Source organism: Roseateles sp. 22389 (assembly GCF_052044995.1).
Taxonomy (GTDB): Bacteria; Pseudomonadota; Gammaproteobacteria; order Burkholderiales; family Burkholderiaceae_C; genus Roseateles.
Genome location: NZ_JBQEOF010000031.1, coordinates 18,189 through 32,017 on the forward strand (window position 1 = coordinate 18,189; position 13,829 = coordinate 32,017).

General features: G+C 71.3%; 15 protein-coding genes. 4 read left to right on the forward strand and 11 right to left on the reverse strand.

The genetic code is table 11. The annotated features are described in order from the left end of the window. Positions 1–16: 16 nt before the first annotated feature. Together ACTJKJ_RS26270 and ACTJKJ_RS26275 are read left to right on the forward strand one after the other, a co-directional pair. Positions 17–697, forward strand: a complete 681-nt coding sequence (locus ACTJKJ_RS26270) for a response regulator transcription factor (RefSeq protein ID WP_183485566.1) — start codon at positions 17–19, stop codon at positions 695–697. Continuing rightward, complete coding sequence (locus ACTJKJ_RS26275) at positions 690–2,189, forward strand: sensor histidine kinase (RefSeq protein WP_440823040.1); 1,500 nt, start codon at positions 690–692, stop codon at positions 2,187–2,189. Before ACTJKJ_RS26270 ends, ACTJKJ_RS26275 begins: the two co-directional genes overlap by 8 nt. 30 nt (positions 2,190–2,219) lie before the next feature. Here the strand turns inward: ACTJKJ_RS26275 and ACTJKJ_RS26280 are convergent, their stop codons facing one another. The 9 genes from ACTJKJ_RS26280 to ACTJKJ_RS26320 all read right to left on the reverse strand — a co-directional run bounded on the left by ACTJKJ_RS26280 (position 2,220) and on the right by ACTJKJ_RS26320 (position 11,028). Continuing rightward, the gene (locus ACTJKJ_RS26280; protein ID WP_440823042.1) at positions 2,220–2,570 is read right to left on the reverse strand and encodes a GFA family protein; all 351 of its coding nucleotides are present in this window, start codon (positions 2,568–2,570) and stop codon (positions 2,220–2,222) included. A 60-nt stretch (positions 2,571–2,630) separates the two neighbouring features. Continuing rightward, entirely contained in the window at positions 2,631–3,479 is an 849-nt protein-coding gene (locus tag ACTJKJ_RS26285; RefSeq protein WP_091721954.1) for an HDOD domain-containing protein, read from the reverse strand. 54 nt (positions 3,480–3,533) lie between these two features. Then, positions 3,534–4,286, reverse strand: coding sequence for a Crp/Fnr family transcriptional regulator (locus tag ACTJKJ_RS26290; RefSeq protein ID WP_091721949.1), 753 nt, complete (start codon positions 4,284–4,286; stop codon positions 3,534–3,536). A gap of 98 nt (positions 4,287–4,384) precedes the next feature. Then, on the reverse strand, positions 4,385–5,701 hold the full coding sequence (locus ACTJKJ_RS26295) for a glycerate kinase type-2 family protein (protein ID WP_440823070.1): 1,317 nt from the start codon (positions 5,699–5,701) through the stop codon (positions 4,385–4,387). A 119-nt stretch (positions 5,702–5,820) separates the two neighbouring features. Then, positions 5,821–6,723 (reverse strand): 2-hydroxy-3-oxopropionate reductase, encoded by a 903-nt coding sequence (gene glxR, locus ACTJKJ_RS26300; protein WP_440823044.1) that lies wholly within the window; start codon positions 6,721–6,723, stop codon positions 5,821–5,823. A 15-nt stretch (positions 6,724–6,738) separates the two neighbouring features. Continuing rightward, positions 6,739–7,524: a 2-dehydro-3-deoxyglucarate aldolase gene (gene garL, locus ACTJKJ_RS26305; RefSeq protein WP_440823046.1), complete on the reverse strand. Its 786-nt coding sequence runs from the start codon at positions 7,522–7,524 to the stop codon at positions 6,739–6,741. A gap of 22 nt (positions 7,525–7,546) precedes the next feature. Continuing rightward, positions 7,547–8,581, reverse strand: a complete 1,035-nt coding sequence (locus ACTJKJ_RS26310) for a Bug family tripartite tricarboxylate transporter substrate binding protein (protein WP_440823048.1) — start codon at positions 8,579–8,581, stop codon at positions 7,547–7,549. Between the two features lie 67 nt (positions 8,582–8,648). Further along, a complete protein-coding gene (locus ACTJKJ_RS26315) occupies positions 8,649–9,935 on the reverse strand; it encodes an enolase C-terminal domain-like protein (protein WP_440823072.1) in 1,287 nt (428 codons plus the stop codon). Between the two features lie 97 nt (positions 9,936–10,032). Next, entirely contained in the window at positions 10,033–11,028 is a 996-nt protein-coding gene (locus tag ACTJKJ_RS26320) for a Bug family tripartite tricarboxylate transporter substrate binding protein (RefSeq protein ID WP_091721929.1), read from the reverse strand. 318 nt (positions 11,029–11,346) lie between these two features. Here ACTJKJ_RS26320 and ACTJKJ_RS26325 point away from each other — a divergent pair, with 318 nt between their 5' ends. Continuing rightward, positions 11,347–11,628, forward strand: a complete 282-nt coding sequence (locus tag ACTJKJ_RS26325) for a DUF4258 domain-containing protein (RefSeq protein WP_297384683.1) — start codon at positions 11,347–11,349, stop codon at positions 11,626–11,628. A gap of 8 nt (positions 11,629–11,636) precedes the next feature. Next, the gene (locus ACTJKJ_RS26330; RefSeq protein WP_297384681.1) at positions 11,637–12,119 is read left to right on the forward strand and encodes a hypothetical protein; all 483 of its coding nucleotides are present in this window, start codon (positions 11,637–11,639) and stop codon (positions 12,117–12,119) included. Between the two features lie 21 nt (positions 12,120–12,140). On the opposite strand, the gene ACTJKJ_RS26335 is transcribed toward ACTJKJ_RS26330, so the two are convergent. Then, the gene (locus ACTJKJ_RS26335; protein ID WP_091721926.1) at positions 12,141–12,887 is read right to left on the reverse strand and encodes a FadR/GntR family transcriptional regulator; all 747 of its coding nucleotides are present in this window, start codon (positions 12,885–12,887) and stop codon (positions 12,141–12,143) included. A gap of 135 nt (positions 12,888–13,022) precedes the next feature. Next, positions 13,023–13,826: a DNA-binding transcriptional regulator KdgR gene (kdgR, locus tag ACTJKJ_RS26340; protein ID WP_091721923.1), complete on the reverse strand. Its 804-nt coding sequence runs from the start codon at positions 13,824–13,826 to the stop codon at positions 13,023–13,025. Positions 13,827–13,829 lie beyond the last annotated feature (3 nt).

Genomic DNA, 13,829 nt, shown 5'->3' on the forward strand with positions numbered 1-13,829 from the left:
CATTCGGAGAGAGGCGATGAGGATTCTTCTGGTCGAGGATGACCGCAAGGCCGCGGGGCTGCTGGTGCGCGGGCTGCGCGAGGAAGGCTTCGTGGTGGACCACGCGGCCAGCCTGGCCGAGGCCGACGAGGCGGCCTTCGTGACCACCCACGACCTGATCGTGCTGGACGGCATGCTGCCCGACGGCGACGGCGTCACCCTGTGCCGCACGCTGCGCGCGCGCGGCCAGCAGGTGCCGGTGCTGATGCTCACCGCCCGCGACGCGCTGTCCGATCGCGTCGACGGCCTGAACGCCGGCGCCGACGACTACCTGACCAAGCCCTTCGAATTCGAGGAACTGCTGGCGCGGCTGCGCGCGCTGCTGCGGCGCTCGGACATGACGCGGCCGCCGGTGCTGGTCGCGGACGACCTGCGCCTGGACCCGGCCTCGCTGCAGGTCACCCGCGCGGGGCGGCCCATCGAGCTGACGCCCAAGGAATTCGCCCTGCTGCAGGCGCTGATGCGGCAGCCCGGCGCCGTGGTCCCGCGCCAGCGCCTGGCCGAGCAGATCTGGCACGGCGACCCGCTGGCGATCGACAACCTGATCGACGCCCACATGAGCAAGCTGCGCCGCAAGATCGACGCGGCCGGCGCCCGGCCGCTGATCGAGACGGTGCGCGGTCGCGGCTTCCGGCTGCGGGGACCGGACGATGCTTAGCTTCCGCCGCCGGCTGGCGCTGCTGCACGTGGTCGTGGTCACCACGGTGCTGGCGGTGGCGGCGACGCTCACCTACCTGAGCCTGGTCACCGCCCTGCGCGCCCAGCTGGACGGCGCGCTGCTGGCCCTGGCGGAGCAGGAAGCCAGCATCCTCGCCGCCAGCCCCGGCCTGCCGGTCGCCGTGCACGAGCCCGGCACCACCGCCGCGCCACCGCCCTACGCGCGGCTGGACCGGCTGGTGCAGATCATCGGCCCGCGCGGCGAGGTGCTCGCGCGCAGCGCCAACCTCGGCGCCGCGTCGCTGCCGAACGAGGCCGCGCTGCTGGCGCGCCTGGCCCGCGGCGAGACCGTCTTCGAGCACCTGGCCTTCGGCGACGAGCCGACACGCCGCGTGTCGGTGCCGGTGCATGGCGGCCGCGCGCTGGCGGTGCAGGTGGCCGGCTCGCTCGACGACGTCGACCACGCCGTCGCCTCGGCGGGCTGGGTGTTCCTCGTCATGAGCCTGGTGCTCGTGGTGGTGCTCACCACCGCGGGCGCGCAGCTGACCGGGCGCGTCTTCGGCGCGGTCGACGACATCGTCCGGCAGGCCCGCCGCATCGGCGGCCGCACCCTCGCCGAGCGGCTGCCGCATCCCGGCACGCGCGACGAGATCGGCCGGCTGATCGACACGCTCAACGACATGCTGGACCGGCTCGAGCACGCCTTCGAGGCGCAGCGCCGCTTCACCGCCGACGCCTCGCATGAGCTGCGCTCGCCGCTCTCCCGGCTGCGCACGGAGCTCGAGATCACCCTGCGCCGGCCGCGCGGCGCCGACGAGTATGTCCAGGCGCTGCGCTCCGGGCTGGAGGACGTCGCGCGGCTGACGGCGCTGGTGGAGGAACTGCTGACGCTGGCGCGGCTGGATGCCGGGCAGGACTCGGCGCCGGTCGCGCCGGTGGCCATCGGCCCGATCCTCGAGGCGGTCGTGCGGCGCGCCCGGCCCGCGGCCCAGGCACGCGGCATGACGCTGAGCCTGGCGGGTGCGGACGCCCCCGGTGCGGATGCGCTGGAGACAAACGCGCCGGTCGCGGCGTCTGATGCGGCGCTTGATGCGGACGCGCCTGGGGCGGACAAGCTCGGCGACGACGGGCCCCGCGCGGCGGCCCGGGTGCCGCGGGAGCTGCTAATGCTGGTCGCGACCAACCTGGTGGAGAACGCGGTCAAGTACGGTGCCGCCGGTGGCTCGGTGCTGGTCTCGGTGGTCGCGCGGCCGGACGGGACGGCACTGGTCGTCGAGGACGATGGCCCGGGCCTTCCCGCCGAGGAACGCGAGCGCGTGTTCGAGCGCTTCTACCGGGGCGCCGCCGCGCGCGCGGCGGACATCGAAGGCACCGGCCTGGGGCTGGCGCTGTGTGACCTGATCGTGCGCGCCGCCGGCGGTCGCATCGAGGTGGGCGTCTCGCGCTGGGGCGGCGCGCGGTTCTCGGTGCATCTGCCGGCCGGCGACGCCTGAGCGCCGCCGCGCCGGCGCCCGCTCACTCGTTCACATGTCGCGCCCGTTGAAGTGCGTCACCGGAATGCTGTCGAGCTCCATGCCCTCCAGGCAGCGGACGTTGATCGCCGCCATCGCGTTGCCCTTCGGGTCGGTGCCCTCGGCATAGGGATGGATGCCGCACACCGCGCAGAAGCGGTGCTTGATCGCGTGCTTGTTGAACTCGTAGGTGCTGGCCGCGGCCTCGTCGGTCTTCAACCGGAATTGCCCGCGCGGCACGAACCACAGCAGCGAGCCCTTGCGCTGGCAGATCGAGCAGTTGCAGGCCATCGCCCCATCGATCTCGCCGTCCACCTCATAGGCCACCCGGCCGCAATGGCAGCTTCCCTGGTACGTCGTCATGTCGTCTCCGCTCGGTCTTGTTGAAGCGGCCGACCTTACCTCAGCCGGGCGCGAGCCGCGTCACTTGAGCATCAGCTCGACGTCCTGTCCCGGATCCCCGCAGCCATCCAGGCGCAGCCGCAGGAAGTCCAGGTCCATGTGCAGGTGCTCCACCAGCTCCGGCACCGCGAGCTCCAGCGCGGCGATGCGGTCGGACTGCTGGTCGCAGGCATCGGCCAGCACCTCCGCCAGGTGCAGGATCGCCGCCAGCATCGAGAACGGCCGGATCTCCAGCGGCGCGTTGGCGTCCTTGAAGGCCTCGACCAGGTCGGCCGGGAAGTGCCAGTGCGCCGCCAGCGCCGCCGTCACGTCGGCATGTGTGCAGCCGAAGCGATGCATCTCCAGCGAGAACCGGCTGCCCGGCTCGGCCGCGTGGGCCTCGACGTCGGCGACCTGGTCCGGCTCGCTCATCGCCATCATGAGCTGCCCGGTGCGCAGCATCAGCCCGGCGAGGTAGGCGGTGTCGGCATCGCCCTGCAGCAGCTTGGCCAGCAGCCGCGCATAGCCGGCGGTGCGTACGCTGTGGCGCCAGAAGCGCTGGCGATCCAGGCCCTTCACCTCGGGGAAGGTGGCGGAGATGCTGGCCGCCATCGCGAGGTTGCGCAGCGTCTCCAGGCCCAGCGCCATCGCGGCGTCCTGCAGCGTGCCGATCGTGTGGGAGGGGCTGTAGCGCGCGGAGTTGGCCAGCCGCAGCACCTTGGCCGCCAGCGTGGAATCCTTGCCGATCAGCTCGGCGATCTGGCCGAGCGAGACGCCGTCGTCGTCCAGGCTGCGCAAGAGCTTGCGCCCGACTTCAGGCATCACCGGGAGGCTGGCGTGCCCCCCGAGGAAACGCTCCGCGCTGGCGGAAACGGGAGTCGTGGGGGTCATGCTGGCAATCGTCACGGCGGCCTCCTCTGGACGCGACGGCAGGTGGAGGCGAGTCTATGCCGCCCGGCCGCAGCGCGCCAGCGCCAGCAGCGCCACCGGGTCCAGCAGGCCGATGCGGTAGCCCTGCACCGCCAGGATGCCCCGGTCGGCGAGCTGCCGCAGCGCGCGCGACAGCGTCTCCGGCGAGATCGACAGCCGCGCCGCCACGTCGCGCTTGCGCTCGGCCAGCCGCACCTCGGCCGACCCGCCGGCCTGCGCCAGCAGCCAGGCGGCGATGCGGGCGGTCGCGTCCTTCGTGGTCAGCCCGCGCAGCGCGTCCTGCGCCTCACGCAGTTGCGCCGCGCTGGCGCGCAGCAGCGCGGCCAGCACCGGCGGCTGCGAGCGCAGCCACAGGGTCGCCGCCGCCATCGGCCACTCCATCACCAGCGCGGTGGCCGAGACGATCCGCGCGTCTTCCTCGTAGCGCCCGTCCAGCCAGGCGGTGTGCAGGTCCAGCCAGCACGGGCCGGCCAGCGGGCCGCCCGCCACGACCCGCCCTTCGCAGAGCGCCACCATCGCCACCGCCGCGTCCCCGCGGCGGACCGCCAAGTCGCCGGCCCGGCAGCGGCGCACCCGCGCCATGCTGGCCAGCGCGGACCAGTCGTCGGCCTCCAGCAGCACATCGCCGAGCAGTGCGCGCCACGGCACCGGATGGGCGGGACCCGGCATCAAGGCGGCGTTGTGGGCCGCATCGCCTTCCGCGGCGGCGGGCGACGAGACGCCGCGAGCAACGGGCGCGGCGGGATCGGACAGGAAGTCGGCGGTCACGGGGCATTCTCGGAAACCGGGGATGCCGGACTGTCGCGGGACTGGCCGGAAATTGCCATGAGGGAGGTCAACATCCGAGCGATCGGACGCCTCCCGGATCAGCGGATCAGCAGCGCGCGGAAGTCGTTGACGTTGGTCTGCGTCGGACCGGTGATCAGCAGGTCGCCGAGCGCCTCGAAGAGCGCGTAGCCGTTGTTGGCGGCCAGCAGCTCGGCCGGCTTCAGGCCCAGCGCGCGGGCGCGCTGCAGCGTGCTCGGGCTGAGGAAAGCGCCGGCGTTGTCCTCGACGCCATCGATGCCGTCGGTGTCCGCGGCCAGGCCCCAGACGCCCTCCTGCCCGTCGAGCGCGATCGCGCAGCCGAGCACGAACTCGCCGGCACGACCGCCGCGCCCGGGCTGCGGCACCAGCGTCACCGTGGTCTCGCCGCCGGAGAGGATCAGGCAGGGCCTGGCGAAGGGCTCGCCATGCCGCGCCACCGAGCGCGCCAGCGCCGCATGCACGCGGCCGACCTCGCGCGACTCGCCCTCGATCTCGTCCGAGAGCACGTGCGCGGTCAGGCCGAGCGCGCGCGCCGCCTCGGCCGCGGCCAGCAGGCTCTGACGCGGCGCGGCGATGATGCGCTGCTCATGACCGTCGAAGCAGGTGTCGCCCGGCTTGGGCGTCTCCCAGTCGCCGCGCTCCAGCGCCTCGACTGCCTGCGGCGGCAGCGCGATGCGATAGCGACGGCAGATGGCCAGCGCGTCGGCGCAGGTCGTGGCGTCGGGCACGGTCGGGCCGGAGGCGATCACCTGCGGGTCGTCGCCGGGCACGTCGGAAATCATCAGCGTGAGCACCTTGGCCGGCGCGCAGGCGGCGGCCAGCCGGCCGCCCTTGATCGCGCTGAGGTGCTTGCGCACGCAGTTCATCTCGGCGATGTTGGCGCCGCTGGCCAGCAGCGCGCGGTTCACCGCCTGCTTGTCGGCCAGCGTCAGCCCGGGCGCCGGCAAGGGCATCAGCGCCGAGCCGCCCCCGGAGATCAGGCAGATCACCTGGTCGTCGGCGGTCGGCCGGAAGTCGCGCACCAGCTGCATCATCCGCGCCGCGGTCCGCTCGCCGGCGGCGTCGGGGACCGGGTGCGCGGCCTCCACCATCTCGATGCGCCGCGGCTGGTAGTCCGGCGGAATGTGGCCGTAGCGCGTGATGACCAGCCCGCTCATCGGCGCGGACGCGGGCCAGGCCGCCTCCATCGCCTGCGCCATCGAGCCACCGCCCTTGCCCGCGCCGATCACCAGCGTGCGGCCCTTGGACGGCGGCGGGAGATGGCCGGCGAGGATCTTGCCCGGCAGCGCGCGGTCGACCGCGACGCGGTAGAGGTGCTTGAGCAGCGCGCGCGGGTCGTCGAGCAGCGCCCGGGTCCGTGCGTCCGCGGCGTCCATGGCATTCGATGACGCGTCGCCGGACGCGGGGAAAACAGCAGGGCCGGCAGCGCCGGAGGCGGCGGCCCGCGCCGCGTCGGAGGTGGAGCTCATGGGCGCCGATTGTGGGCAGCGGCCGCTCAGCCGGCGTCCGTAGTGCTACCGACCTCGTGGTTGCCCATGACCTCGAGCGCCCGCACCAGCGCCGAGTGGTCCAGCTGGTCCCAGCCCTGCGCCGCGGCAGCCTGCATCAGCTGCGCGGTGCCGGCGGTGTTGGGCAGCGCCAGGTTCATCGCCTTGGCGCTCTGCAGCGCCAGGTTCAGGTCCTTCTGGTGCAGCGCGATGCGGAAGCCCGGGTTGAAGGTGCGCTTGATCATGCGCTCGCCATGGACTTCCAGGATGCGGCTGGAGGCGAAGCCGCCCATCAGCGCCTCGCGCACCTTGGCCGGATCGGCGCCGGCCTTGGAGGCGAAGACCAGCGCCTCGCCGACGGCGGCGATGTTCAGCGCCACGATGATCTGGTTGGCGACCTTGGTCGTCTGGCCGGCGCCCGCGCCGCCCACCCGCGTGATGTTCTTGCCCATCAGCTCGAACAGCGGCTTGATGCGGGCGAAGGTGGCCTCCTCGCCGCCGACCATGATGGACAGCGTGCCGGCCTTGGCGCCGACCTCGCCGCCGGAGACCGGCGCGTCCAGCCATTCGGCGCCCAGCGCCTCGATGCGCCGCGCGAAGTCCTTGGTCGCCATGGGCGAGATGGAGCTCATGTCCACGACGGTCTTGCCGGCGCTCAGGCCCGCGGCCACGCCGCCCTCGCCGAACAGCACGCGCTCGACGTCCGGCGTGTCCGGCACCATCGTGAAGATGACGTCGGCGCGCTGCGCGACCTCGGTGGCGCTGGCGCAGACGGTGGCGCCGGCGGCGGTCACTTCCTCGCAGACCTGGCTGCGGGTGTGGACGAACAGCGCGTGCCCGCCCTGCGCGAGGCGCACCGCCATGGGCGCGCCCATGATGCCCAGGCCGATGAAGCCGATCTTGATGCTCATGAGGGTCTCTCTCTTTCAGTCCTTGAACTTGTCTCGCAGGGCCTGCGTCGCGGCGCGGAACAGGCCCAGGTCGCTGCCGACGGCCACGAAGGTCGCGCCCTGCTCGAGGTAGCGGCGCGCGTCGGCCTCGACCGGCGCGAGGATGCCCACCGGCTTGCCGGCGGCGCGGCAGGCGGCATGGATGCTCGCCATCGCGGCCTGCACCTCCGGATGCTGCGGATGGCCCAGGTGCCCGTAGCCGGCCGCGAGGTCCGAGGGGCCGATGAAGACGGCGTCGACGCCCTCGACCGCGGCGATCTGCGCGGCGGCGGCCACGCCGGCCGGGCTTTCGATCTGCACGATCAAGGCGATCTGCTCGTTGATGCCCTGGAAGTAGCCGGGCACGGTGCCGTAACGGTTGTTGCGCTGCGAGACCGACACGCCGCGGATACCCTGCGGCGGGTAGCGCGTGGCGGCGACCGCGGCGGCGGCCTGCTCGGCGGTCTCGACGAAGGGGATCAGCAGGTTGGAGAAGCCCGCGTCGAGCAGCCGCTTGATCTCGACGGCGTTGTTGCTGCTCGGCCGCACGACCGGCGCGCTGACGCTGTCCTTGAGCGCCATCAGCTGCGGCACGAAGCTGCTGACCTCGTTGGGCGAATGCTCGCCATCGAGCAGCAGCCAGTCGAAGCCGGCCACGCCCAGCACCTCGGTGCTGATCGGGTTGGCCAGCGAGCACCAGCAGCCGATCAGGCGCTCGCCGGCGCGCAGGCGCTGGCGCAGCGTGTTGGGGAAGCTCGAATAGGGCGTGGTCGGCGTCGGCATGACTGGACTCCTCGGTGCGTCATCAATCGAGCTTGAGCCCGCTCTTGGCCACGACGCCCGCCCACTTCTTGCGCTCGGCGTTGAAGAAGGTGTCCATCTCGGCCGCGTTCATCGTGTTGACCTCGGCGCCCTGGGCGGCCAGCCGCGCGCGCACGTCGGGCGAGCGGATGATGCTGATCAGCGCGGCGGACAGCTTGTCGACATGGGCCTTGGGCATGCCGGCCGGGGCCAGGATGCCCTGCCAGGTGCCGGACTCGAAGCCGGTGGCGCCCTGCTCCGCCAGCGTGGGCACGTTGGGCAGCAGCGGCACGCGGGTGGCCTTGCTCACGCCGATGACCTTGAGCTTGTTCTGCTGCACGAAGGGCAGCGTCGCCAGCATGCCGTTCATCAGCACCTGCGTCTGGCCGGCGATCGTGTCGGTGACGGCCTGCGAGCCGCCCTTGTACGGGATGTATTCCCACTTCGCGCCGGTCAGGCTGGCGACCTGGTAGCCGGCCAGGTGCGGCGCGCTGCCCATGGCGGTGACGGCGAAGTCGATCTTGGACTTCTTCGACAGCTCGACCAGTTCCTTCAGGTTGCCGGCCGGCACCGAGGGATGCACCACCAGCATGTGCGGCGAGTAGGCCAGCATCGCCACGCCGCGCAGGTCCTTGGACGGATCGAAGGGCAGCTTGGTGTAGAGCGAGGGGCTGATGGCCAGGGCGCTGACGTCGCACAGCATGACGGTGTAGCCGTCGTTCGCCTTGGCGGTCTGGTCCGCGCCCATGTTGCCGCTGGCGCCGGGCTTGTTCTCGACGATGACGGTCTGCTTGAGCTGCTCGGACAGCAGCGGCGACAGGATGCGCGCGATGATGTCCGACGAGCCGCCCGGCGTGTACGGGACGATGATCCGCAGCGGCTTGGCGGGCCAGTTGGCCTGCGCGAAGGCGCTGGGCGCGAGGCCGGCGATCGCGCCGGCGGCGGCCGCGGCGAGGACCGCGCGGCGCGCGACGCGGGCCTGCCCGGTCGTCGTGGTCTTCCTGGTGTTCGTGTTCTTGGCGGTCTTCTGATCGTGCATGTCTCTCTCCATGTGGGAAGCCGCAGCCGCGCCCCGCGGGGGAACGGTGAGGCTCCGGGGGTGGTCCTCAGCGGACCATGCAAGGTTTCTTCGGATCGAACTTCCAGCCGGGAATCAGGTGCTGCATCGCGACCGCGTCGTCGCGCGCGCCCAGCCCGTGCTTCAGGTAGAGCTGGTGGGCGGCCTCGACGGCCTGCATGTCGAGCTGCACGCCCAGGCCCGGCGCGGTCGGCACCGCGACCTCGCCGTCGACGATCTTCAGCGGCCGCTGCGTGAGGTGCTGGCCGTCCTGCCAGATCCAGTGGGTGTCGATGGCGGTGAGGCGTCCCGGCGCGGCGGCGGCGGCATGCGTGAACATCGCCAGCGAGACGTCGAAGTGGTTGTTGGAATGCGAGCCCCAGGTGAGGCCGAAGTCGCGGCAGGTCTGCGCCACGCGGACCGCGCCGGACATCGTCCAGAAGTGCGGGTCGGCCAGCGGGATGTCCACCGACTGCAGGCTCAGCGCGTGCGTGAACTGGCGCCAGTCGGTGGCGACCATGTTGGTCGCGGTGGGCAGTCCGGTGGCGCGGCGGAACTCGGCCATCACCTCGCGGCCGGAGAAGCCGTCCTCGGCGCCGCAGGGGTCCTCGGCATAGGCAAGCACGCCGCCCAGGTCGCGCAGCAGGCGCACCGCGTCCTTGAGCAGCCAGCCGCCGTTCGGGTCGAGCGTGACGCGCGCCTCGGGGAAGCGCGCCTTCAGCGCGCGGATCGCCTCGACCTCTTCCTCGCCGCGCAGCACGCCGCCCTTGAGCTTGAAGTCCTTGAAGCCGTAGCGCGCCTGCGCGGCGACGGCCTGCTCGACGATGGCCTCGGGCGTCATCGCGACCTGGTGGCGCACCCGCAGCCAGGCGTCGCCGGGGGCGTAGCTGACCGGCTCGTCGTCGGGCGTCTTGTAGGCCATGCCGGTCCTGGCGCGGTCGCCGACGAAGAACAGGTAGCCCAGCATGGCGACGCTGTCGCGCTGCCGGCCCTCGCCCAGCAGCTCGCACACCGGCACGCCCAGGTGCTGGCCCAGCAGGTCCAGCAGCGCGCATTCGACGGCGGTCAGCACGTGGATGGTGGTCCGCAGGTCGAAGGTCTGCAGGCCGCGGCCGCCGCTGTCCAGGCCCTGGAACCGCTCGCGGACCTGCGCCAGCAGCGCGTTCCACTTCGCCACCGGCTGGCCGACGAGCAGCTCCCCGGCCTGTTCCAGCGTCTTGCGAATCGGCTCGCCGCCGGGGATCTCGGCGATGCCGACGTGGCCGGCGTTGTCCTCGAGGACCAGCAGGTTGCGGGTGAAGAACGGCGCGTGCGCGCCGCTCAGGTTCATGAGCATGCCGTCGTGGCCCGCGACGGGGATCGCGCGGGCGGACGTGACGAGGGGACTGCTTGCGCTCACAGGGGGCTCCTGATCGGGATCGCGGGAACGGGGATCAATCGGCGGTGATCTTGCGGGTCTCGATGACCTGCTTCCAGCGGGCGAATTCGGCCTTCTGGAAGCTCTGCGCCTGGTCCGGCGTGTTGGCGACGATCTCGATGCCGATGTCGGTGAACTTCTGCTTCACCGCGGGCTCGTGCAGCGCCGCGACCAGGTCCTTCTGCAGCTGCGCGCGCACCGCCGGCGGCAGGCCGCGCGGGGCGGCCACGCCCTGCCAGGAGTAGACGTCGGCGCCCTTGATGCCGGACTCGGCCAGCGTCGGCACGTTGGGCAGCACGGCCGAGCGCTTGTCGCCGGTGACGGCCAGCGCGCGCAGCTTGCCGCCGACGATGTGCGGCAGCACGGCGTTGACATTCTGGAAGGAGGCGTCGACCTGCGCGCCGAGCAGGTCGGTGATGGCCGGCGAGCCGCCCTTGTAGGGCACGTGCAGGCCGTTGGTGCCGGTCTGCAGCCAGAAGAGCTCGGCGGTGAGGTGGTCGGAGGAGCCGTTGCCCGAGGACGCGAAGGTCATCTTGCCCGGGTCCTTCTTCAGCGCGTCGATGACGTCCTTGACGCTCTTGAGCGGCGAGGCCGCCGGCACGACCAGCACGTTGGGCGCCTGCATGGCGACGGTGAGCAGGTCGATGTCCTTGAGCGCGTCGTACTGGACCGCCTTGAGCAGGTGGGGCGCGATCACGAACGGACCGAGCGAGGACACCAGCAGCGTGTAGCCGTCGGCCGGCGCGCGCTTGACCTGCGAGGTGCCGAGCGTGCCGGTGGCGCCGGGGCGGTTGTCGACGATGACGGTCTGGCCCCACTTCTTCTGCAGCTCGGCGCCCAGGGCGCGGGCGAGCATGTCGGTCGAGCCGCCGGCCGGGAAAGGCACGACGAGGGTGACGGGGTGGTCGGGGAAGCCGTTGGCATGGGCCAGGGTGGCGGTGCACAGGGACAGGACGGCGGCGCCGAGGGCGGCGCCGGCCTTGACGGCCAGGCGGCGGGTCAGGACGGTCATGGTTTGTCTCCGGGAAGGAACCGTGGAAGCCGCTCTTGATGCGCCCCGGTACTCAGTCCGAAGCGGCGGTGGCGGCCTTGTTGTCAGTCATCATACAAGTTGAGTTCCGACGGTGACAAGGCACCGCGCTGCACTTGGAGATCGGGGAAAACACGCAGAACTACCGATTGCGGGAAGTCGCCCACCCATAAAAACTATGGGGTTTGCGCCACACCGGTGGTCCCGCCCCAGCCAGGACGCCTCTAGGATCAATCCCATAAAAATTATGGGCATCCGAGACACGGAGGCGCGACTGAAGTGACATTCAAGAAGTTTTCGATGCCGCAGCTGGAGCGACATATCCGCCGCATCGTGGAGCAGCCCGCACGGATCCTGTGGACCCGTCATGCGAAGCAACGCATGCGCCAGCGCCGCATCAGCCTGGAAGACGCGCTGGAATGCCTGCGCAGGGGGCGTATCGATCTGCCGCCGGAGGTGGACCTTCCCTCGGCGCGCCTGATGTGTCGCCTGCGGTGGTACGGGGCCGAGCGCGATGTCCAGGTGTGCGTGGGTCTCGACGACAAGGACCCGGAACTCATCGTCGTGACGGTGATTGCTTAGGAGAGAACATGACGCTGTATCACTTCACCGAATGCGGACTGGACAACGTCTGGCTGAAGAACGGATTCACCATCAAGGAGACACCATTCGGTCCCGCCGTGTCGTTCGCCGCCCTCGAACAACTGCTCGATGAGATCGCCGCGCACCTGGTCCGAAAACCCGGCCGCCTCACCGGCAAGGAGTTCCGGTACCTGCGGTCGAAGATGCACCTGTCCCAGGCAGCCATGGCCACGCTGCAAGGCGTCAGCGAGCAGAACATCAGCCTCTGGGAACGTCGAGGTCGCGTGCCGAAGTCCAACGACACCCTGCAGCGATTGCTCTATCTGAAGCACGCGGCGGGAGACGAGACCTTGAAGTCCGCGTTCGACCGGATCATGACCGTCGAACGCCTCGTGCATCAGAAGATCGTCGCCACTTCCGGCCGCAAGGGCTGGAAGTTCACGGTGGAGGAAACCCGGCCCAGCGACGAAGCGCCAGCCGTCGCCGACTGAAGCCCGCCGCGGCCGCTGCGTTCAGCGCTGTTCCTGCAACGCCAGCGCCGCGCGGCGGCGGCGTTCACGGCTGTTGGCCAGGTGGGTGCGCATCGCCGCGCGCGCGGCCTCGGCGTCGCGCGCGGCGATCGCGTCGAGGATGCTTTCATGCTCCGCGTTCACGCGCAGCAGATAGTCGCGCTGCGCGATCGGGTCCTCGTCGCCGGCGGCCTGCAGGCTGGCCAGGCGCGCGCGCGGGATGCTCGGCGCGCCCAGCGTCGCCATCAGCTGCTCGAAATGCGGATTGCCCGTCGCGCGGGCGATCTCCAGGTGGAACTGGAAGTCCGCCGCCACCGCGTCGCGGCCCGCCAGCGCCGCCTCCGCGAAAGCGCCCACCGCCGCGCGCATCGCGTCCAGGTGCGCGTCTCCGCGCCGCTGGGCCGCCAGCGCCGCGGCTTCGGTCTCGACACCGATGCGCAACTCCAGCACCGCGACGACATCGTGCAGCGTCGCCATCTGCTCGGCCCCGATGCGGAAGGGCCCGCCCTCCCCCAGCCCCAGCACGAAGGTCCCGATGCCATGCCGCGTCTCGACCAGCCCGGCCGCCTGCAGCTTGGAGATCGCTTCCCGGACCACCGTCCGGCTGACCTCGAACTCGGCCATGATCGCCGCCTCGGTCGGCAGCTTGTCGCCGCTGGCCAGCGCGCCCGCGCGGATGCGGTCCTCCAGCGCCCGGACAAGTCCGAGGGCCAGCGATTTCGGGCGGGTACGGGTCAGCGGCACAGTCATCAGGGGCTCAGTTGTACGACAACATCGGTCCACGCGACAACCGCGTTATCGCGGTGTCGCGCCGATGCAGCGCGAAAAGGGATTGGGACGGGAACGAAGAAGGCCGCGATTGTCCCGTGCCTGAGCCGCCCGGGCTCAGGTGTCGAGCGGGAACTTCGCGCAGCCCAGCCGCGCCGAGATGTCGCGGCTGGCCGCCTGCAGCATCGCCACCACCTCGGGCGCCTTGGCCTCGTCGTAGCGGAAGGTGGGGAAGCTCACGCTCATGCCGGCGATGGGCTGGCCCAGCCGGTCGAAGATCGGCACGCCCAGGCAGCGGATGTGGTCGTCGAATTCCTCGCGGTCCTCGCCGAAGCCCTGCGCCTTCACCCGCTCCAGCTCGGCCTGGAAGGCGGCCGGCTCGGTGATCGTCTTGTCGCGGAAGCGCTGGAACTCCGCGCCGGCCAGCACGCGCGCGCGGCGCTCCGGATGCTCCCAGGCCATCAGCACCTTGCCGATCGCGGTGCAGTGCAGCGGCGCGCGGCGACCGATGCGCGAGTACATGCCCAGCATGTGCCGGGAGTCGACCTTGTGGACGTAGATGATCTCGCTGTCGATCAGCGTGCCCAGGTGGACCGTCTCGCCGGTGGCGTCGGCCAGCATCTGCATGTGGTGCTTGGACAGGTCGACCAGGTCCGGATACTGCAGCGCCTTGGCGCCGATCTCGAAGACCTTCATCGCCAGGCCGTAGCGCTCGCTGTCGGACTCCTGGTGCACGTAGCCCAGGGTCTTCATCGTCTGCAGGAAGCGGTAGACCGTCGCCTTGGGCATGGCCAGCCGCACCGAGAGCTCCGAGATGCCGGTGTCGCTGCGTTCCGACAGGGCCTGCAGGATGGCAAAGACCTTGAGCACCGCGGCCACCGACTCGGGCTGCTGCTTGCCATCGTTCAGATCGTCATCCATGCG